Origin of the sequence: Sellimonas catena, from assembly GCF_027924685.1 — a bacterium.
GTDB lineage: Bacteria > Bacillota > Clostridia > Lachnospirales > Lachnospiraceae > Sellimonas > Sellimonas catena.
Map to the genome: position 1 here is coordinate 27923 of NZ_BSBO01000002.1, position 20378 is coordinate 48300.

Consider the following 20378-nt stretch of genomic DNA (forward strand, 5'->3'; position numbering starts at 1 on the left):
AAACATGTTAAGAAAAGGCAAAAAAGACACAAAACCAAAGTCTATTCTTGAAGAAGAACAGATGCAAAGTCCTTTCCGGACAATTATCCAGCATCTTTGTGAAAATAAAGTTGCCATGGGATCCGCCATTATCTTCATTGTAATCTTTCTGATGTGCTTTATTCTGCCAATCTGGATGAAGCAGGACCTGAACTTCCAGGATCCGACGCAGAAGAATATCGCACCGGGATTTTCTTTCCTGAGTGTTCCGAAGGAACTGAAAAATAACGCAAAGGAGATTGAAGCGGGTCCGACATTCGGCATTGGGATTGACAACGATGGGGTTGTGTACGAGTGGGGAACTCTTACAGACCGGTTGAAACAAATTCCTGCTGACATGGGAAAAGTAGTAGATATTGCGGTCGGACAGGACCATGTACTGGCCATGAACGAAGAAGGGGAACTCTTTACATGGGGTTACAACCGGATGAACCTGAACCGGATTCCTTCGGAAGTCCAGGGTAAGAAAGTGAAATCCATCGCGGCAGGATATCAGGTGTCCATCGTCGTACTGGAGGATGGAAGCCTTGTGACCTGGGGAAATGAAAATGCGGTAGATATCGTGGCGTCCAAGGCAAAAGATGAGAATGTCAAACTGGTACGAACAAACATCTCTACCGGACTTGCATTGACAGAAGATGGAAGACTGATCCCTCTTGCAAAGAGAGAGACAGCGTTTGACGCGGTACCAGACGAAATTCAGGGAAGAATACAGGATTTTGCTATGACAGATAAGACTGTGTTTGCTCTTCTGGATGATGGTACATTGGCATCCTGGGGCGGCAATGATTACAATATCCAGAAGATTCCGGAAGGTGTGGACGGCCACGTAGTGAGTATTTCCGCAGGAAGAAATCATGTGACGGCTCTTCTGGACGACGGAACAGTGGCATCCTGGGGCGGAAACAATAATAAGCAGTGCAAGGTTCCTTCCGGAGTGAAAAATATCCAGAGGGTATCCAGCAGATACTATCAGAACTATGCCATTGACGAAGACGGAAATGTGACAACGTGGGGACTGAAAGGGTACCTCTTTGGTACAGATAACATGGGAAGAAGCGTTGCTCTTCGTATGCTCAAGGGAGGACAGATGACGATGACTGTCGGCTTTGTTTCCGTTATCATTTCCCTAATTATTGGTATCATTGTCGGAGGTATAGCCGGATATTATGCAGGCAAGGTAGATATTCTTCTTATGCGTGTGGCAGAAGTTGTAGGATCTCTGCCGTTCATTCCTCTGGCACTGATTTTATCGGCTCTCATAGGGAACAAGGTCTCGGAGGTCGGGCGAATTATTATGATTATGGTGATCCTCGGTATTTTAAGCTGGCCTGGTGTGGCTTACATGGTACGTGCCCAGGTACTTGCGGAACGCCAGAAGGAATTCGTCACTGCGGCGAAAGCGCTCGGCGTACGTGAGCGGAATATTATTTTCCGTCATATTGTGCCGAATGTTATGACAATTATCATTGTAAACGCGACCCTTTCTTTTGCAACCTGTATGCTCACAGAGTCCGGACTTTCTTTCCTGGGATTTGGCGTCAGCGAACCGATTCCGTCCTGGGGAAATATGCTGAATGACTGCCGATCCTCGGAAGTCATCTCCCAGTTCTGGTGGAGATGGATATTCCCGTCCATTGCACTTGCTCTGTGTACCATCAGTATCAACCTTTTTGGTGACGGCCTGCGTAAAGCAGTCGATCCAAAATCCAGTGAAAGGTAGGGTGTGTCATGGATTACTTATTAGAAATAGACGATCTACATACATATTTTAAAACGAAAAAAGGAACTGTAAAGGCGGTAAACGGCGTTTCCTACCGAGTGGAAGCCGGAAAGACACTCGGAATTGTCGGAGAATCCGGAAGTGGGAAGAGCGTGTCAGCTATGAGTATCTTAAAGCTTCTGGATGGCAACGGCTATATTGACAGCGGTGAAATCAAATTCAAAGGAAGAAATCTGGTAGAGTGTTCCCAGAATGATATGTACCAGATTCGTGGAAATGAAATCTCCGTCATCTTTCAGGAGCCGATGACGAGCTTAAACCCGGTGTACACCATTGAAAAGCAGCTTAACGAAGTATACCTGACTCATCAGAAGATCTCCAAGGAAGAGGCAAGTAAGAAATCACTGGAGATGCTGAACGCGGTGAAGATTCCGAATGCAAAGTCCATTATGAAGCAGTATCCTCACCAGCTTTCCGGAGGAATGAGGCAGAGGGTTATGATCGCCATGGCGCTTGCCTGTGAGCCAAGCCTTTTGATTGCGGATGAGCCGACGACGGCGCTGGATGTAACGATCCAGGCACAGATCCTGCATTTGATGAATGAGCTGAAACGGGAAAAAGGAACATCCATCCTTTTTATCACCCATGATCTGGGAGTTATCAACGAGATGGCAGACAGTGTGGCGGTCATGTACTGCGGACAGGTTGTGGAGATGTGCGACGCCCATACGATCTTTGCAAGGGATAATGAGTACTCCCATCCGTACACGGAAGGACTGATGACATCCATTCCGCGTTTGGATACGCCGGTGGGAACAAGGCTGGATGCGATTCCAGGTTCCGTTCCCCATCCTTTGGATCTTCCGAAGGGATGCAAGTTTGCGCCGCGCTGCAAATATGCGACGGCAAAATGTATGGAAGAAGAGCCAAAGCTGGAAGAGGTAGAGGGAAATCATTCTGTAAGATGCTTTTATCCGGAGAAGGAGGGGCGCCATGCAACAAAATAATCAAAGCAAAAAAGTACTGCTTAAAATTACCGATCTGAAACAGTGGTTTCCGATTAAGAAAACGAAACTGTTCCAGAAAGAACAGCTCTATGTGCGGGCTAACGACGGTATTACCCTTGATATCTATGAGGGGGAGACGGTGGGCCTGGTAGGAGAATCCGGATGCGGAAAATCGACATTTGGAAGGACACTGCTTCAGCTTTATCCACAGACGGAAGGAAAAACGATGTATTATGGCCGGACTCTTTGGGAGATGGCCCCGGACTATGTGGAACACACGGTGAAAAATATTGTCTCCAGAAAGAAAAAGATCCGGGAACTGGAGCAGAAGACCAGGGAGATGAGAGCAGAATACGAGAAGATGGCGGATGGAGCAGAGAAGTTCAAGAAGCAGGAAACCTGCGAGAAAGTACGCAAAGAGTGTAACCGGGAATTCCTGGATTTGGTACAGATCATCGGTGGATTCTACGCGATTGAGTCTACTCAGGAAGCGGAGCACATGATCCTGAATCAATTCAAAATTGCAAAAGAGCTCCGGGAATTAAAAGAGGATCACGAGAAAAAGGGCAGGGAGAAAGAGATTGGGGAAAAGGAGAGACAACTAAGGGACGCCATGGAAAAAATGGATACGCTCAGAAAAGCATACAGCAAGGATGATGCGTTCCAGAAGTATGAAGAATACCGTGATGACGGCGTGGATCTGGCAAGACTCAAAGCCAACGAGATGCGCGTCCTCAGAAAAGACATGCAGATGATTTTCCAGGATCCGTATTCCTCGCTGAATCCACGTATGACGGTCGGACAGATCATTGGGGAAGGACTGCTGGCTCATGGATTCTTTGAGAAGAATGACGACAAGATGCAGGATTATGTCATGAAGATCATGGAAGAATGTGGTCTTGCGCCGTATATGATCCACCGTTATCCGCATCAGTTCTCAGGTGGTCAAAGACAGCGTATCGGGATCGCCCGGTCACTGGCGCTGAAACCGAAGTTCGTTGTGTGCGACGAGGCTGTATCCGCCCTGGACGTTTCCATCCAATCACAGATTGTCAACCTTTTAAAAGATCTGGGGGGAAAGGAAAATCTGGCATATCTGTTTATCTCTCACGGTCTGAGTGTGGTAAAATATATTAGTGACCGGATCGGTGTCATGTATCTTGGAAATATTGTGGAGCTTGCGACGTCCAAAGGAATGTTCGATCATCCGATGCATCCGTACACAGAAGCGCTGCTCTCCGCAATCCCGACCACAGACCCGGATCACAAGAAGGAAATCGTGCCGCTGGAAGGAGATATTCCAAGCCCGGTACACCCGCCGGAAGGATGTAAATTCCATACGAGATGCAAATACTGTCAGGAAATCTGCAAACATGTGACGCCGGAATTAAGAGAGCTTGAGGAAGGACATTATGTGGCATGTCATTTCCCACTGGAGAAAAAGCAGGAAGAAGTATAATCAGCAGGAAAGGAAACGAGTACAATGTTTGGATTTGGTAAGAACAGCAAAAGAGCGAAAAGGCGCAGGGAACAGGAGGAAAAGCTCAGACGCTTCAAAGAAGAGATCCAGGAAGTCCCGCTTGAGAGAAATGACTATCTGGCGATGGTTCTCGGTGCGTTCTGGGCGCTGTGGCCAGTACTTGCCATCGTCGCCGGTGTGGTACTGTGCGTTGTACTCTTCTTTTTCAGGTAAGGAAGGAGAGGAATATGAAGTTTAGTGAGTTTGTGTACAAAAGGACGGATGTGGACGAGGTGAGAAACCGGATCCGGGAGATCACCGAGGAGCTAAAACACGCGTCTTCACTGGAGGAGCAGATTCAGGCGGTATATAAGATGAACGAGGTGGAAAAGGAGATTTCCACAGCGGACTCCCTTGTCTACATCCGCTATACGATCAACACAAAAAACGAATTCTATGCAAAAGAACGGGAGTACAATGACCGGATCTCCCCGATGCTGGAAGAGGAGTTCCAGAAATACAATGAAGTGCTTTTGCAGTCGAGGTTCCGCAGGGAACTGGAGGAGAAATTTGGCAAGGTACTCTTTCTCAATCTGGAGCTTGCCATGAAAGGGTTTTCCCCGGAGATCACAGAACTTCTCCAGGAAGAGAGCCGGTTACAGACCCAGTATCAGACTCTGCTTGCCGGGGCGCAGATCGAATTTCAGGGAAAGACGTACAATCTTTCCCAGCTCGGACCATATATGCAGAGTACGAACCAGGAAGTAAGAAGAGCGGCCTATGAGGCGTCCGGCAAATTTTTCGATGACAATCAGGGAGAACTTGACGAGATCTTCGATAAGCTTGTCAAAAACCGTACCGAGCAGGCACACCGCCTTGGTATGAAGAGCTTTGTGGAGCTTGGCTATGTGCGCCGCCAGAGAAACTGTTACGCACCGGAAGCAATCGCCGGATTCCGGGAACAGGTGGTAAGAGATCTGGTGCCGGTCGTATGTGAAATTAAGAAGCACCAGGCAGAGTGTATTGGTGTGGAGAAACTGCATATCTATGATGATTCCTTCCGGTATCCGGACGGGAATGCGGTACCGCAGGGATCATACGAAGAAATCATGGAAGCCGGACGAAAGATGTATACGGAAATGTCTCCGGAGACAGCGGATTTCATTAAGATGATGTTTGACCGGGAGCTCTTTGATGTGGTGGCAAAGCCGGGAAAGGCGACAGGAGGATACTGTTGCGATATCCCAGGCTACGGATGTCCGTTTATATTCTCCAATTTCAACGGAACGGCAGGAGATGTGGACGTATTAACCCATGAAGCAGGACATGCATTCGCGGCGTATATGGCGGAGAAGAATATCGACCTGATTGCTACACATCTCCCGTCTATGGAAGCGGCAGAGACTCATTCCATGTCTATGGAGTTTTTCGCGACGCCGTGGTATGGGCTGTTTTTCAAACACCAGACGAAGAAGTATGAAGTGTCCCATCTTGAAGGAACACTGAATTTTATCCCATATGGCTGTTTGGTCGATCATTTCCAGCAGGTTGTATATGAGCACCCGGAAATGACTCCGCAGGAGAGAAATGAAGCATGGCTGAAGCTTGAGAAGATGTACCGTCCTTATCTGCACCTGGAAGGCATCCCATTCTATGAAAGAGGAGCAGGATGGCAGAGACAGAACCATATCTTCGCCACCCCATTTTATTATATTGACTACTGTCTCGCACAGACAGTGGCACTTCAGTTCTGGCTGGAACTCGAGAAAGACTGGAAGAAGGCGTGGGAGAAATACAAACACTTTGTAAAGCGGGGCGGCACAGATACCTTCCTCGGGCTGGTGGAAGGAGCGGGGCTGACTTCCCCGATGGAAGACGGGTGTATTCGTCAGATTGCGGAGTATGCCTCAGCATGGTTGAAAGAGAAAGAAGCTTAAATAACACAAAGTGAACTGATGCAAAGCGCACAGAAAAAGGAACCGGTTGTCTGCCGGTTCCTTCGTTCTGTTTAGGAAACATTTTGAGAGATACACATTAATTAAAAAACTTTTATATAAAATCTTATACAAGAGTTTTTCCAAGTTCTATGCAGGCGTTTTGGGCGTCTGCATCCGGATCTTCATTACAGATCACGGGATCAGAAGAGAGAATGGCTCCATAGCCTTTACAGTCCTCTTCCCAAGTACGCATCCATTCACCGTCTCCCCATCCGTAGGAGCCGAAGAGGGCGATTTTTTTGCCGTTCAGTTTGGATGTACACTCCTGGAACATCGGTTCAAATTCCGATTCCTCAAGCTGCTCGGCACCCATGGACGGACATCCAAAAGCGACAGCGTCGTAGGAATCCATCATGGAAACGTTAAATTCAGAGGCAGTCAGTACCGTGGCTTCTCCGCCGGCAGAAATGATGCCCTCAGCGACTTTCTGCGCCATGGCTTCGGTATGCCCGGTACCGCTCCAGTATACTACAGCAATATGACTCATGTGCGTTTACCTCCTGTCATCAGTCAGTTTCTTAATACGTTTAAATGAATGTTCTATTCACAAGCAGCAACCGTGAGCTGCTGGATAGACCGTTGTCGGTAGTGAAACAGCCTTGTATAGACTTCACGACATTTGATGAATTTCTGAAACAGCTTCAGCGTCTCAGTTTCGTTTTCGTAGACTTTCCAGAATCCGCAGGCGCGGCAGTTCTTTCCATTATTATCAATGAAACCTTTCACATCGCAGTACGGATATCCGAGGAAAAGTCCAATTTCATGTGGAAATCTGTCAGAATTTGCAAGCCTTTTCTTTAATGTATCGATTGCCTTTTCGGCAGTAAATTCTCTGTAACCATAGTTCTTTAAAAAGCCTTTTACACACTCCCGCTGAAAATCGGCCTGTAGTCTGCCGGGACGGCAGACATAAATAAGCGCGTTTTGATTCGTTTCTTTGAGAATGAAAAGAGTAATTCCTTTCGGGTTTAAAGTCCGGTTCCGGTCAGTGACCAACTGCCGGACGTCGTCGCCCGGATCAACCGTATAGGAAAACAGGTTCGCTGTCTTTAAACCAGCCAGGACAGCGGAACAATGTTCGACTAATTTTTGATCAAACATATAAGGCCTCCTTTCAACGGAAGTTAGTAAAAGCTAACTAAGGAAGAAAAAAAGAAACGGATTAGGTATAACTACCCGTTTGTTTTGGTTAGTATTAACTAACTGATGACAGAATATCATGCTATAGAGAGTTTGTCAATACTTATTTAAAAATTTTTTTACTATTCAGCCATTCGTCCTGAAATCGCGAATCCCTGTCGTAAGTCTTGAATCTGAGCTTTATAGCTGAATAGCTACAAATTTGATAAGTAACGTAAAATCCCAAGAATGAGAATATGAGTTTGGAAGGAACACATAAAATAGTTGCAAAACCAGATCAGGACGGATATAATAGAACAGACGAAACGATTGTGCAAAAAAATCGGCAGATAAAACAAATTTAATAAAGGAGTATGAAAAATATGGGTAAATATTTTGGAACGGACGGATTTAGGGGAGAAGCCAACATCGGGCTGACAGTAGAACATGCTTTTAAAGTGGGAAGATATCTCGGATGGTATTTCGGGCAGGAGCACAAGGCACGGATTGTCATCGGAAAAGATACGAGAAGAAGCAGTTATATGTTTGAGTATGCGCTGGCAGCAGGACTAACAGCTTCCGGTGCGGATGCCTATCTGCTTCATGTGACGACGACGCCGAGTGTTTCCTATGTGACGAGTACAGAAGATTTTGACTGCGGAATTATGATTTCAGCCAGCCACAACCCGTTCTATGACAACGGTATCAAGCTGATCAACGGCAAGGGATATAAGATGGAAGCAGAAGTGGAAAACCAGATCGAAGCCTATATCGATGGTGAGACAAAAGAGATTCCGCTGGCAACAAGAGACGGGATCGGACGTACGATCGACTATGCGGCCGGAAGAAACCGTTACATCGGACACCTGATTTCGGTAGCTACCCGTTCTTTTAAAGATATGAAGATCGGCCTGGACTGTGCCAACGGAAGCGCATTTGCCATTGCAAAGAGTGTCTTTGACGCACTTGGTGCGAAGACCTATGTAATCAATAACAATCCGGACGGGACGAATATCAATACGGCCTGCGGTTCCACCCATATGGAAGGACTGATGGCTCACGTCAAGGAGAAACACTTGGATGTGGGATTTGCTTTTGACGGAGATGCGGATCGGTGTCTGGCAGTAGACGAGAACGGCAATCTCATTGACGGCGACTTGATTTTGTACATCTGCGGTAAGTACCTGATGGAACAGGGCAGATTAAATGGAAATACCATCGTGACGACGATCATGTCCAATCTGGGGCTGTATAAGGCGTGTGATAAGATCGGAATGAACTATGAGAAGACGAAAGTCGGAGATAAATACGTCTTTGAAAATATGATGAACAATGGTTATGTGCTCGGGGGAGAGCAGTCCGGCCACATCATTTTCAGCAAGTACGCAAAAACCGGGGACGGTATCCTGACCTCCTTGATGCTGATGGAAGTCATTCTGGAGAAGAAGATGAGCCTTGGAAAACTTGCGGAGGAAGTCAAGATTTATCCGCAGCTTCTTCAGAACGTGCGTGTGGCGGATAAAAAGACAGCCAGAGAAAATCCGGGAGTCGTGAAAGCCATCGAACATGTTGCGGAAGAGCTTGGCGAGGACGGACGGATTCTCGTACGGGAGAGCGGTACTGAGCCAGTGATCCGCGTGATGGTAGAGGCGTCTGACGACGAGCTATGTGTGAAATACGTGAAAGAAGTCGTGGATGTGATGAGTCGGGAAGGGCTTGTCATCGAATAAACACGAGGGAAGCAGGATGAAATAAAAGAAAAGTAATGGAAGATTGGAAAGATAAAAAGACGTGGGAGGAGCTCCTACGTCTTTTTTCAGGCGATTTTTCGCGTTTAATTTCTGGCAATCTGGTTTTCGTTGCGCCAGGTACGGGGTGAAAGTCCGTATACCTTCTTAAATGCCCGGGAAAAGTGCAGCGGATTGCTGTAGCCAACGGCATTTGCGATATCCTGGATGGAAAATTGGGTCATCTTCAAAAGCTCTGCCGCCTTGATCATCCGGTAGTGGATGAGGAATTCCTGGGGTGTCTGACCCAATGCCTGACGGAAAATAGTGCCGAAGTAACTACGGTTAAGGCCGCACTGTGCGGCAATGTCCTCTACAGAGATATCGTTCTGAAAGTTTTGCTCGATGAACGCCAGCGCCTCTCGCATATAGAAATCCTGAATTTTCCCGTTCTTTCCGACCCGAAACGGTGCCATGGAGCGGGTGAGATAATCAAGGAAGAGAAATCCGTGCCCTAAAATATGCAGAGGGGATTCCTTGGGATGGTGGACGATGTAGAGCATTTCTTCCATCATCTTTTCTCTTAATTCTTTAGAGCGAGAGTGGTAGACCGGATGCTCGGGGGAAAGGCCTGCAAGCTCGACGGACTCTTTGACTCTTAGTCCGTCAAATTCAATCCAGACATATTCCCAAGGGAGTTCCATGTCAGCCCAGTAGGAGCAGACTTGCTGGGGAAACATCATAAAGCCTTCTCCGCTTTTAATATGATACTCGGTGGAGCTGCCTTTTGCGTTTTGGGCAGAGAATACTCCGGTACCTGAAATGACATAATGAAATAGATAATGATCTTTCGCTACAGGACCAAAAGTATGTGCCGGAAAGCATTGCTCCCACCCGGATTGATATAGCGCAAGATCGATAAAATTTTCAAGCGGAAAGACGGAAAATAAGTAGTTATCCATAAAAGCAATACCTCTCTTTTTTGTATTATATACCAAAATGCAAGATGACTTCAATTATATTTAGAAAATCAAGCATTTGGGTATAAAACCAGGATTATCAAGGTATTTTTGCAAGCATATTGCTATGTTATAATAAAAATATCTTAGAGACAAAGACAAGAAAGGAGACAAAATTATGAGAAAGGGGAAAAAAGTGATTGGTGCTGCCCTGGCAGGATGTATGACAGCGTCCATGTTTCTCACTGCGTGCGGAGATGGAAATGAAAACAGTGGGAAAACAGAAATCGAGATCCTGCAGTACAAACCGGAAGCGGCAACCTACTTTGATCAGGTGGAAGAAGAATTCAATGCCACACATGATGACATTCATCTGACCATTGATTCACCGAACGATGCTTCGACTATCATGAGGACACGGTTTATCCGGGAGGACTATCCGGATATTATCGGTATCGGAGGGGATATCAATTATTCCTATTATGTGGATGCGGGTATTCTTGCGGATGTTTCCGACAGTGATGTCATGAGCAATATCAAACAGTCCTACAAGGATATTCTGGAGGCGCTTGAGATTGTTCCGACCGACGGCACCTACGGCATCCCGTATGTGGCAAACGCGGCAGGAATCCTCTACAACCGGGATATGTTTGAGGAACATGGATGGGAGATTCCGACAACATGGAATGAACTGATGACACTCTGTAATGATATTCAGTCTGAAGGCATTCTTCCGTTTTATTTTGGATTTAAAGACACATGGACCTGTCTGGCACCGTGGAATTCCATGGCAGTTGCGCTGGCACCGGCGGATCTGTGTAAACAGGTCAACAGAGGCGAGGCGAACTTCACTGACGAATACAGAGAAGTGGCAGAGAAATATCTGGAACTTCTGGAGTACGGACCGGAAGATCCGTTCGCGTATGGATACAATGACGCATGTACGGCGTTTGCAAACGGGGAATCCGCAATGTACCCGATTGGAAGCTATGCGGTACCGCAGATTCAGCAGGTGAATCCGGATATGAATATTGATTCCTTTGTGACTCCGGCAAGCGACACAAAAGAGGGCAACACACTGAACTCCGGTGTCGATTTGATGTTTGCGGTGACCGAGGCCTGTGAAAACAAGGAAGCAGCCTATGAAGTGCTGGAATTCCTATATGAAGATGAAAATATTCAGGCATATATCGACGACCAGAATGCCATTCCGTGCAAGGAGGGAGACTTTGAGCTTGCTTCCCAGCTGGACGGCATGACAGAGTACATCGAATCCGGCAATATGACAGACTATCAGGATCATTATTATCCTTCCGAGATGGCAGTAGATGCCCAGATCCAGACTTTTCTGATCAATAAAGATGTGGATGCGTTCCTGAAGAAATTCGACAGCGACTGGATGAGATACAACCGGGATATCATCCGGGAAGTACAGGAGTATGAGGAAGAAAACGGGAATGACTAGACTGGGGAAAGGAGAGCAAAGAAATGAGAAAAATGAACGATAGAAACCGTACCTTTCTGCTGATCACGATACCGATTCTGGCACTGTTTATCTGCTTTAATACGGTTCCGCTGATCAGAGGTGTGTACTACAGTTTTACGAACTTTAAAGGATTTGGAGACTACGATATGGTAGGACTTCGAAACTACATGGATCTGTTTACCGATTCCCGTGTGGGAAGATCTTACTGGTTTACCTTCCGGCTTGCAGTCTGCGCAACTATCATCACAAATGTGATCAGCCTGATTCTGGCCCTGGGACTGAACAGTAAAATCCGGGGGAAAAGCTTTTTCAGAGCTGCCTACTTCCTTCCAAACGTACTGGGAGCACTGGTAGTCGGCTACATTTTCAACTATTTCTTTACATACATCCTTCCGGAATTCGGAAAGACGATAGGAAGCGGAGCATTGAGTGGAAGTATGCTTTCCAATGAAAAGACAGCATGGATTGGGGTAGTGGTTGTCTGTGCATGGCAGTCTATTGCAATGAATACGATTATTTATATCTCCGGTCTTCAGACCGTGCCGGAAGATGTTTATGAGGCGGGATCTCTCGACGGGGCGACAGGATGGAAGAAATTTAAACTCCTGACTTTCCCTCTGATTATACCATTTTTTACAATCAATATGGTTCTCTGTGTAAAAAACTTCCTCATGGTATTCGACCAGATCATGGCACTGACAAAAGGAGGACCTGCACAGAGTACCGAGTCCATCTCCTACCTGATCTACAATAATGGTATGGCTGGAGGACAGTTCGGATTCCAGAGTGCGAACGCGGTGATCTTCTTTATTGTGATCGTGGCGATTTCCGTAGCGCAGATGAGCTTTTCATCACGGAAGGAGGAGCAGTTATAATGAAAGTAAAAGCAGAACACAAAACAAATTGGACCGTAATGATCCTTTTGATCCTTGGACTGATTACGATTGCGTTCCCTCTTTATATGACGATCGTGATTGCGTTCAAACAGCCAAGCGAGATGACCAACAGCATTTCCGGTATCTTATCTTTACCGGAAAGCTTCAGTCTCAGCAATTTCAAAGAAGCAATGAAGGTAACGGACTTCTGGAATTCCCTGAGAAACAGTTTGCTGATTTCCGTGCTGACTGTGGTACTTTCCATTGTGATCCATTCCCTGATGGGATACGCGGTGGGAAGAAATAAAGCACACAGTAAGTTTTACAATTTTGTTTATCTGTTTATTGTAAGCGGTATGTTTGTGCCGTTTGCGATCCTGATGATGCCGCTTGCAAAGCAGACGGCTGAGATGGGACTTGGAAACTGGGTTGGCGTTATTATTCTTTATGTGGTATTCTATATGCCGATGAATGTTTTACTGTATTCCGGATATCTCACTAATATTCCGATTGCGTTGGAAGAGGCGGCGCGGGTGGACGGCGCAAGTACATGGAGAACGTACTGGAAAGTCATTTTCCCGATTATGAAGCCGATGCATGCGACGGTAGCTGTTATTACAGCACTTTCTGTATGGAATGACGTGATGACGCCGCTTGTTATCATGGCAGGTACAGGGCAGAATACACTGCCGCTGGCACAGCTGAACTTCCAGACTCAGTTCGGAACCAACTACAACCTGGCATTTGCATCCTATCTTCTGGCATTGATCCCGATCGTGATTTTCTATGTGATCTGCCAGAAACAGATCTTAAATGGTGTTGTGAACGGTGCAGTAAAATAAATATAAACTGTACAAGGAGAGCAAAATGGGTATTGGATTTGAGAAAGAGAACAGAATTTTTACATTACAGACAGACCATACAACATATCAGTTTCAGGTAGACGCATACGGATTTCTGCTTCACCTGTATTACGGAAAGACGATTTACGGCGGAATGGACTATCTTCTGACCTACTACGACAGAGGATTTTCCGCCAATCCGTATGACGCCGACCAGGATCGAACCTACTCCATGGACGCTCTGCCGCAGGAGTTCCCGACAAGCGGGACGGGGGATTTCCGGAGTCCGGCTCTTACGATCAAAAACAGCGATGGTACTTACAGCTGCGATCTGCGCTATCAAAGCCATCGGATCACAAAAGGCAAATATGGACTTCCGGGGCTCCCGGCGGTCTATGCGGCTGAGAACGAGGCGGAGACGCTGGAAATTCTGATGGAGGATGCTGTCACAAAGGTACAGGCAGTGCTTTTGTACGGAGTGTTTCCGAAATACGACATCATTACGAGAAGTGTCAGAATCATCAATCAGGGGGAAGATACGATTCATATCAGTAAGGCGGCTTCCGCTTGTCTGGATTTCGTTTCAGGAGACTATGATCTGATCAGCTTCTATGGACGCCATGCCATGGAGCGTAATTTCCAGAGAGTACCGGTAAGCCACGGAAAACAGATTTTACGAAGCCGGAGAGGAACATCCAGCCATCAGTACAATCCGGCCATGATTCTGGCGGGAAAAGATACGACAGAGGAAGCAGGAGACTGCTATGCCATGGTTTTTGTATACAGCGGCTGCTTCAAGGCGGAGGCAGAGAAAGACCAGTTCAACCAGACGAGAGCGCTGATGGGACTTGCTTCCGAGATGTTTTCCTATCCGCTTGGAACGGGAGATAGTTTCGTGATTCCGGAGACGGTAATGACGTATTCGGCAGAAGGACTGTCCGTCCTGTCACACAATCTGCACCGTTGTTTTAGAAACAACCTGTGCAGGGGCAGATGGAAAGATCAGGTCCGCCCGGTTCTTGTAAACAGCTGGGAAGCGGATTACTTTAATTTTACCGGGGAAAGCCTCCTGAGACTTGGAAAACACGCGGCAGAACTTGGAATCGAAATGCTTGTTCTGGATGACGGATGGTTTGGCGAGAGAAATGATGATAATACCAGCCTTGGAGACTGGGTGGTCAATGAAAAGAAGCTGGGATGTACCATGGGAGAACTGATCGACCGGATTCATGATCTGGGACTGAAGTTCGGACTCTGGATCGAGCCGGAGATGGTTTCCGAAGACAGCGATCTGTACCGGACACATCCGGACTGGGCACTTCAGATTCCAAAAAGAAATCCGGTGCGGGGAAGAAATCAGCTGGTGCTGGACTTCTCCAGAAAAGAGATCCGGGATCATGTCTTTGACCAGATCTGCGCGGTTCTGGACCAGGGAAATGTAGAATATATCAAATGGGATATGAACCGAAGCCTTTCTGATATTTATTCCTCTGAGACGAAGGAACAGGGAAAGGTGCTTTATGATTATATGCTCGGGGTATACGACTTCCTGGAACGTCTGATCGAGCGGTACCCGGATATGTTGATTGAGGGGTGCAGTGGCGGTGGCGGACGGTTTGACGCCGGAATGCTTTATTACACGCCGCAGATCTGGTGCAGTGATAATACCGATGCGATCGACCGGCTGGAAATCCAGTACGGAACATCCTTTATCTATCCGGCATCCTGCGTCGGTTCTCATGTATCCGCGGTTCCAAATCATCAGACCGGACGGATCACTTCTCTCAATACAAGAGGTGTCGTTGCCATGGCAGGAACTTTTGGATATGAGCTGAATCTGGGACTGTTAACCGAGGAAGAAAAGAAAGAAGTCAAAGAACAGGTGAAGAAATTCAAACAATATGCTCCGCTTATCCAGAGAGGAGATTACTACCGCCTGTCCAGTCCGCAGAAGGATGAGTTTGGCGCCTGGGCTTTCGTATCGGAGGATCAAAGTGAGGCGCTCATCAGTATCGTAATGTTAAAACAGCATGGCAATATGACCGTAAACTATGTAAAAATGCGCGGCCTGATTCCGGATGCATTCTATCAGATTGAAGGACATGACCGGATCTACAGCGGGGCTGCATTGATGCAGGCAGGGCTTCCGGTGCCGATTGAGAGCGGAGAGTACCTTGCCTACCAGAGATATTTAAGACGTGTAGAACATAAAGGGGCTTAAGAACATTGGGAAGAGCAAAGAAAAGTGATAAAGAATTTCAGGCACGCATGGAGAAGCATCAGGACGAGCTGAAATGGCTTTATATGGAGCTGTATCAGAATGAAGACATGTATGCGGAACTGTGCAGCCAGATGTATCAATACTATACAGAAAGAAAAGCCGCGTTGAAAAAGCGGGATCGTGAGAGAGAAGCACATCCGGACTGGTACCGCAGGAAGGGTATGCTTGGCATGATGCTCTACATCGATAATTTTGCCGGTAATCTGAAGGGAGTGCAGAAAAAGCTCGATTATATTAAAGAGAGCAATGTCTCCTTTATTCACCTGATGCCGTTTCTCGATACCGTAAAAGGAAAATCAGACGGCGGATATGCGGTGGCAGACTTCCGGAAGGTCCGCCCGGATCTGGGAACCATGGATGATCTGGCAAGACTTGCCGCCAAATGCCATAACATGGGAATCGATGTGTGCATGGATTTCGTCATGAACCATACATCCGAGGAACATGAATGGGCTGTCCGCGCAAGAAACGGCGAAGGCGAGTATATGAGCCGGTATTTCTTCTACGACAATGCCTGGATTCCGGAACAGTTTGAAAAGACCGTGCCGCAGGTATTCCCGACGACGGCGCCGGGGAATTTTACCTGGATTCCGGAGATCGGACACTATGTGATGACGACCTTCTATCCATATCAGTGGGATTTAAATTACGGAAATCCAAGGGTATTTAACGAAATGATGTATAATTTCCTCTTCTTTGCCAACCAGGGAATGGACATCATCCGGATTGACGCGGTTCCATATATCTGGAAAGAGATGGGCACATCCTGCCGGAATTTAAAACAGGTACATACCATTGTCCGGATGATGCGCATGATCGGAGAAATCGTCTGCCCGGCGGTGGCACTGCTTGGAGAAGTGGTCATGGAACCGGAAAAAGTCGTACCATACTTCGGAACCGTGGACAAACCGGAATGCCATATGCTTTACAACGTGACGACCATGGCAACCACCTGGCACACCGTGGCTGTACACGACATCAGACTGCTGAAAAAGCAGCTTGACATTGTAAACCGCCTTCCAAAGGAATATACCTTCCTGAATTATCTCCGGTGCCACGACGACATCGGATGGGGCCTGGACTACGACACACTGAAACAATGGCAGATGGAGGAAATTCCACACAAACAGTACCTGAACGATTACTTCACCGGAAAGTATCCGGGAAGCGAAAGCAGAGGAGAACTCTACAACGATGACCCCGTGACAAAAGACGCCAGATTCTGCGGAACAACCGCATCAATGTGCGGCATCGAAAGCGCCGGTTTTGAACAGGATAAAGAAAAAATGGAAAAAGCCGTCCGCAAAGATCTCATGCTCCACGCCTACATGTTCATGCAGGCCGGCATCCCGATGATCTACAGCGGAGACGAAATCGGGCAGGTCAACGACTACACCTATAAAGAAGACGAAGAGAAAAAAACGGACTCCCGGTACATCCACAGAGGCACCTTCAAATGGGACCTCGCAAAAAACAGGGATGACCAGAACACCGTAGAAGGACAAATCTTCCAGACCCTCTCCTACATGGAAAAAATAAGAGCACAGGAAGATATCCTCGGACCGGAAGCAGCAGTCACCACCTGGGACACCGGAGACCAGGAAGTCCTCGGAATCATCCGGAAACACAACGGAAAAAGTCTCACAGGCCTTTTCAACTTTAACAATTGTAAAAAACAGTTAACACTTCCGGAAGAAGGGATCTACCACGAACTCTTCACAGGCGAAATCCTGGAAAACGGCACAATTACACTGCCCGAATACGGATTCACATGGTGCATAAAACAATAGATTTTATTTTTGGGGACGTGTTCCGATGCATCGGAACACGTCCCCAATGGAAAAAGTGTGACAAATATGAGGTGAATATTGCAAATGTTGAGATTCTGTTACGTCTGGGCGTAATGGAATTTTTTTAGTGTTTGTGTGTTACACACCGTTGTCCGGGTTACAGGAATCCGCCGTCGAACCCGATGATCTGTCCGGTCATGTAGGCGGGTGCGTTGAGGGTGTTCCAGATCATCCGGGCTGCTTCTTCGGGTGAGGCGAAGTAGCCGGCCGGGATCTCCTCTGCGAGGGCGCGTCGTTCTTCGGCATCGAGCATCCGGTTCATGTCGGTGTCAATGACGCCGAAAGCGATGGCGTTGACCTGGATATTGCTTGGAGCGAGTTCTTTGGCGAGGGCCTGGGTCAGTCCCTGGATGCCGGCTTTGGATGCGGAGTAGGCTGCTTCGCAGGATGCGCCGCTTCGTCCCCACATGGAGGAGACGTTGAGTATTTTTCCGGATTTTTTGGACACCATATGAGGGATGGCTTCCCGGCAGCAGTAAAAGGCGGAGGAGAGGTTGGTGGCGATCAGGCGGCTCCACTCCTCATCGGTCATGTCGCTCAGAAGGCCGATGTGGGAAATGCCTGCATTGTTGATCAGGATGTCGAGTCCTCCGTCTGTATGTTCGGAACTGGCAATCGTTGCGAAGATTTTACGGACCTGGTCAGGGTTGCCGACATCCCCCGGGCAGAGTTCGCAGGAGCCGCCTGGAATCGAGAGAATTTCCCGGCGGACTTCCTCCAGTGCTTCTATATGATGTGCGCTGTTTAAGAAAATATGAAAACCGTGTCCGGCAAGGAGAAGGGCGCATGCCCGTCCGATGCCTCTGGAAGCTCCGGTAATCAGTACACCTGATTTTTGATTCATCTTAGATATCCCCTTTTTGAACATTTTTTGCATATATGTTGACATTACATATATGTTGACATCATCCAGTATACGTCAGAAGTGACATGTATGAAAGAAAAAACTTGATTTTATTTTTCAAAGTGGTAACCTTAAAGTGTAAATGCAAACAGTTGGAAAGGAAATCAAATATGATGATAGACCGGGCAATCGAATTTGCGACAAAGGCACACGAAGGACAGTTTCGAAAAGGGACCAGGCGTCCTTATATCATTCATCCGATTGAAGTGGGAGATATCGTCTCGACGATGACAACCGATGAAGAGGTGATCAGCGCGGCGATTCTGCACGATACGATCGAGGACTGCAAGGGGGTGACGCGGGAGGTCCTTGCGGAGAATTTTTCGGAGCGTGTTGCATCGCTGGTTGCCCAGGAGAGCGAGGACAAATCCAAATCATGGATGGAGAGGAAAGGTTCGACCATCGAGCGGATCCGGACGGCGTCTTTTGAGGTGCAGATGATCGGGCTTGCGGACAAGCTTTCCAATATGCGGGATATTGACCGTGACTATCCGGTGGTCGGCGAAGACTTGTGGAACCGTTTCCGTATGAAGGATAAAAAAACAATTGGCTGGTATTACAGGGGAATTCAGGAGGCACTGCGGGAGAGATTTGCCAGAGTGCCGGCGTATGAAGAGTACTGCCATCTGGTGGACCGCCATTTTGGCGGGAACTGACAGAAAATGTGATAGATCAAAAAACAGCAGGTGAAGAAGTGGTATGATGCCCAGGCAGGACATTCACTTCCGCACCTGCTGTTTTCTTCCCTGAATATGTTATGTTACTGCGCTGCAGGCCGAAATGCCATCTTTTTAAAGGCTGCCGTAAGGACAAGCCCTTTGAAAATACTGGAAATCGTAATACTCCACCAGATTCCGTTCAGTCCGAGCGGCGTAGAGATCAAAAGCAGGGCAAGAGGAATTCTTGCTGTCGTAAGCGTGATGCTGACGACAGACGGAGGAAGTGTCCGCCCAAGCCCGGAAAATGCTCCGGCGGTCGTGATTTCCATACACATGAACAGCTGTGAGACCCCGAGGATCTGCAGGTAAGCCACTCCCATCGGGAGGACGTTCGCCTCCGGAATGAAAATCCGGAAAATCGGCGCCGGAAAGACGATCAGGACGATCGTACAGAAGACACCCCACAGCAGGACGACCACCATGGAGCAACGGTAGCCTTTCTTTGCCCTTGCAGCATTGCCTGCGCCGAAATTCTGGGCGATAAAAGAATTGACCGCAGCGGCGAATCCATCCGACGTCATCCAGGAAATAGACTCGATCTGAGAGCCGACTTTCTGGACAGCCACGGCTGAATCTCCGAATCCGGCAACAATCCGGGCGATTACCATGGAAATGCCGGTGAAAATCATGCTCTGGACAGAAGAAGGCAGTCCGATACGGATCAGCTCTTTTAGCACAGAAAGCTGAGGCTTTGTAAAAAAGTGAAGATTCATAAAAATATCCGGCTCTTTACGGACTGAAAGCAGGAAAACGACGGTGACCACAGCCTGGGCAAATACTGTGGCAATTGCAGCACCTGCCACATCAAGTTTCGGAAACGGACCGATGCCGAAGATCAGAACCGGATCCAGAACGATGTTGATGATAAGACCGGCAGCGGTTGCGAGAAAGGAAGTACGGCTGTTGCCCATGGCAGTCAGAATTCCTGTAAAAACCTGATTTAAAAAGGAAAAAACGACAAGCCCGCAGGTGATGGCAAGATAAATTTCTGCATTCTGAATGACTGCCGGAGAATTCAGCCGGAAAAATCCGATCAGCGGCTTTTGAAAAAGAAGGCAGATGATGCCGTAGGCAAGTCCGAGAATCAGGGAAAGCTGGATCGCATTCCGGGCATAGCCGCATGCCTCGGTCCGTTCGCCGGCGCCAAGAGAATGTCCGACCTTGACCTGTCCGCCCATTTTTGCAAGTACAGTGATTCCATTCGCAAACCACATGTACATGCCGGCAGCCCCGACAGATGCGACCGCGTCACTGCTGATTCTTCCGATCCAGATCATATCGGTGAGATTGTATGCCATCTGGACAAGAGATGTCGCCATAATCGGGAGAGCAAGTCTGGTCAGTGACGGGAAAACCGGTCCGTTCAGTAAATCAATCTTTTGTCTCATTTG

General features: G+C 47.6%; 17 protein-coding genes. 12 read left to right on the forward strand and 5 right to left on the reverse strand.

Going from position 1 to position 20378, the window contains the following annotated elements:
* The first annotated feature begins 4 nt into the window (after nt 1-4).
* From Selli1_RS01415 to Selli1_RS01440, 5 genes are read left to right on the forward strand one after another with little or no spacing between them, the layout of a single operon-like run.
* A complete protein-coding gene (locus tag Selli1_RS01415) occupies nt 5-1762 on the forward strand; it encodes an ABC transporter permease subunit (protein WP_048620442.1) in 1758 nt (585 codons plus the stop codon).
* An 8-nt stretch (nt 1763-1770) separates the two neighbouring features.
* A complete protein-coding gene (locus Selli1_RS01420; protein ID WP_024733401.1) occupies nt 1771-2769 on the forward strand; it encodes an ABC transporter ATP-binding protein in 999 nt (332 codons plus the stop codon).
* On the forward strand, nt 2756-4228 hold the full coding sequence (locus tag Selli1_RS18230) for an ABC transporter ATP-binding protein (protein WP_024733400.1): 1473 nt from the start codon (nt 2756-2758) through the stop codon (nt 4226-4228). The genes Selli1_RS01420 and Selli1_RS18230 overlap by 14 nt, the downstream gene beginning before the upstream one ends.
* A 24-nt stretch (nt 4229-4252) precedes the next feature.
* Nucleotides 4253-4462, forward strand: coding sequence for a hypothetical protein (locus Selli1_RS01435; protein WP_024733399.1), 210 nt, complete (start codon nt 4253-4255; stop codon nt 4460-4462).
* 14 nt (nt 4463-4476) lie between these two features.
* Complete coding sequence (locus tag Selli1_RS01440; RefSeq protein WP_087167729.1) at nt 4477-6165, forward strand: M3 family oligoendopeptidase; 1689 nt, start codon at nt 4477-4479, stop codon at nt 6163-6165.
* Between the two features lie 124 nt (nt 6166-6289).
* Here the strand turns inward: Selli1_RS01440 and Selli1_RS01445 are convergent, their stop codons facing one another.
* Entirely contained in the window at nt 6290-6712 is a 423-nt protein-coding gene (locus Selli1_RS01445) for a flavodoxin (RefSeq protein WP_048620440.1), read from the reverse strand.
* A gap of 53 nt (nt 6713-6765) precedes the next feature.
* A complete protein-coding gene (locus Selli1_RS01450) occupies nt 6766-7326 on the reverse strand; it encodes a DUF3793 family protein (RefSeq protein ID WP_087167728.1) in 561 nt (186 codons plus the stop codon).
* A gap of 401 nt (nt 7327-7727) precedes the next feature.
* Here Selli1_RS01450 and glmM point away from each other — a divergent pair, with 401 nt between their 5' ends.
* On the forward strand, nt 7728-9074 hold the full coding sequence (gene glmM / locus Selli1_RS01455; protein ID WP_281872143.1) for a phosphoglucosamine mutase: 1347 nt from the start codon (nt 7728-7730) through the stop codon (nt 9072-9074).
* A gap of 104 nt (nt 9075-9178) precedes the next feature.
* Here the strand turns inward: glmM and Selli1_RS01460 are convergent, their stop codons facing one another.
* Nucleotides 9179-10033 (reverse strand): AraC family transcriptional regulator, encoded by an 855-nt coding sequence (locus tag Selli1_RS01460; RefSeq protein ID WP_087253457.1) that lies wholly within the window; start codon nt 10031-10033, stop codon nt 9179-9181.
* 175 nt (nt 10034-10208) lie between these two features.
* Here Selli1_RS01460 and Selli1_RS01465 point away from each other — a divergent pair, with 175 nt between their 5' ends.
* The 5 genes from Selli1_RS01465 to Selli1_RS01485 are packed head-to-tail and all read left to right on the forward strand — an operon-like array spanning nt 10209 to nt 17304.
* Nucleotides 10209-11495, forward strand: coding sequence for an ABC transporter substrate-binding protein (locus Selli1_RS01465; protein WP_281845715.1), 1287 nt, complete (start codon nt 10209-10211; stop codon nt 11493-11495).
* Nucleotides 11496-11518: 23 nt separating this feature from the next.
* Entirely contained in the window at nt 11519-12391 is an 873-nt protein-coding gene (locus Selli1_RS01470) for a carbohydrate ABC transporter permease (protein ID WP_281845716.1), read from the forward strand.
* Nucleotides 12391-13233, forward strand: a complete 843-nt coding sequence (locus Selli1_RS01475; RefSeq protein ID WP_048620434.1) for a carbohydrate ABC transporter permease — start codon at nt 12391-12393, stop codon at nt 13231-13233. Before Selli1_RS01470 ends, Selli1_RS01475 begins: the two co-directional genes overlap by 1 nt.
* Nucleotides 13234-13258: 25 nt before the next feature.
* The gene (locus Selli1_RS01480; protein ID WP_281845717.1) at nt 13259-15454 is read left to right on the forward strand and encodes an alpha-galactosidase; all 2196 of its coding nucleotides are present in this window, start codon (nt 13259-13261) and stop codon (nt 15452-15454) included.
* A gap of 47 nt (nt 15455-15501) precedes the next feature.
* The gene (locus Selli1_RS01485) at nt 15502-17304 is read left to right on the forward strand and encodes an alpha-amylase family protein (protein WP_281872170.1); all 1803 of its coding nucleotides are present in this window, start codon (nt 15502-15504) and stop codon (nt 17302-17304) included.
* A gap of 157 nt (nt 17305-17461) precedes the next feature.
* Here Selli1_RS01485 and Selli1_RS01490 read toward each other — a convergent pair whose 3' ends face one another.
* Nucleotides 17462-18208 (reverse strand): SDR family NAD(P)-dependent oxidoreductase, encoded by a 747-nt coding sequence (locus Selli1_RS01490; RefSeq protein WP_191433723.1) that lies wholly within the window; start codon nt 18206-18208, stop codon nt 17462-17464.
* A gap of 173 nt (nt 18209-18381) precedes the next feature.
* On the opposite strand from Selli1_RS01490, the gene Selli1_RS01495 reads away from it, so the two are divergent.
* A complete protein-coding gene (locus tag Selli1_RS01495; RefSeq protein ID WP_191433774.1) occupies nt 18382-18924 on the forward strand; it encodes an HD domain-containing protein in 543 nt (180 codons plus the stop codon).
* A 104-nt stretch (nt 18925-19028) separates the two neighbouring features.
* Here the strand turns inward: Selli1_RS01495 and Selli1_RS01500 are convergent, their stop codons facing one another.
* Nucleotides 19029-20375 carry an MATE family efflux transporter gene (locus Selli1_RS01500; RefSeq protein ID WP_191433725.1) on the reverse strand — a complete coding sequence of 449 codons (1347 nt, stop codon included), beginning with the start codon at nt 20373-20375 and terminating at the stop codon, nt 19029-19031.
* Nucleotides 20376-20378 lie beyond the last annotated feature (3 nt).

What these genes read in the sequence shown, in the direction of transcription:
- Selli1_RS01490 (WP_191433723.1), bottom strand. Translation starts at nt 18,208, where the DNA reads ATGAATCAAAAATCAGGTGTACTGATTACCGGAGCTTCCAGAGGCATC.
- Selli1_RS01475 (WP_048620434.1), top strand. Translation starts at nt 12,391, where the DNA reads ATGAAAGTAAAAGCAGAACACAAAACAAATTGGACCGTAATGATCCTT.
- Selli1_RS01470 (WP_281845716.1), top strand. Translation starts at nt 11,519, where the DNA reads ATGAGAAAAATGAACGATAGAAACCGTACCTTTCTGCTGATCACGATA.
- Selli1_RS01445 (WP_048620440.1), bottom strand. Translation starts at nt 6,712, where the DNA reads ATGAGTCATATTGCTGTAGTATACTGGAGCGGTACCGGGCATACCGAA.
- Selli1_RS01435 (WP_024733399.1), top strand. Translation starts at nt 4,253, where the DNA reads ATGTTTGGATTTGGTAAGAACAGCAAAAGAGCGAAAAGGCGCAGGGAA.
- Selli1_RS01500 (WP_191433725.1), bottom strand. Translation starts at nt 20,375, where the DNA reads ATGAGACAAAAGATTGATTTACTGAACGGACCGGTTTTCCCGTCACTG.
- Selli1_RS01450 (WP_087167728.1), bottom strand. Translation starts at nt 7,326, where the DNA reads ATGTTTGATCAAAAATTAGTCGAACATTGTTCCGCTGTCCTGGCTGGT.
- Selli1_RS01415 (WP_048620442.1), top strand. Translation starts at nt 5, where the DNA reads ATGTTAAGAAAAGGCAAAAAAGACACAAAACCAAAGTCTATTCTTGAA.
- Selli1_RS18230 (WP_024733400.1), top strand. Translation starts at nt 2,756, where the DNA reads ATGCAACAAAATAATCAAAGCAAAAAAGTACTGCTTAAAATTACCGAT.
- Selli1_RS01495 (WP_191433774.1), top strand. Translation starts at nt 18,382, where the DNA reads ATGATAGACCGGGCAATCGAATTTGCGACAAAGGCACACGAAGGACAG.
- Selli1_RS01420 (WP_024733401.1), top strand. Translation starts at nt 1,771, where the DNA reads ATGGATTACTTATTAGAAATAGACGATCTACATACATATTTTAAAACG.
- Selli1_RS01480 (WP_281845717.1), top strand. Translation starts at nt 13,259, where the DNA reads ATGGGTATTGGATTTGAGAAAGAGAACAGAATTTTTACATTACAGACA.
- Selli1_RS01460 (WP_087253457.1), bottom strand. Translation starts at nt 10,033, where the DNA reads ATGGATAACTACTTATTTTCCGTCTTTCCGCTTGAAAATTTTATCGAT.
- glmM (WP_281872143.1), top strand. Translation starts at nt 7,728, where the DNA reads ATGGGTAAATATTTTGGAACGGACGGATTTAGGGGAGAAGCCAACATC.
- Selli1_RS01485 (WP_281872170.1), top strand. Translation starts at nt 15,502, where the DNA reads ATGGAGAAGCATCAGGACGAGCTGAAATGGCTTTATATGGAGCTGTAT.
- Selli1_RS01440 (WP_087167729.1), top strand. Translation starts at nt 4,477, where the DNA reads ATGAAGTTTAGTGAGTTTGTGTACAAAAGGACGGATGTGGACGAGGTG.
- Selli1_RS01465 (WP_281845715.1), top strand. Translation starts at nt 10,209, where the DNA reads ATGAGAAAGGGGAAAAAAGTGATTGGTGCTGCCCTGGCAGGATGTATG.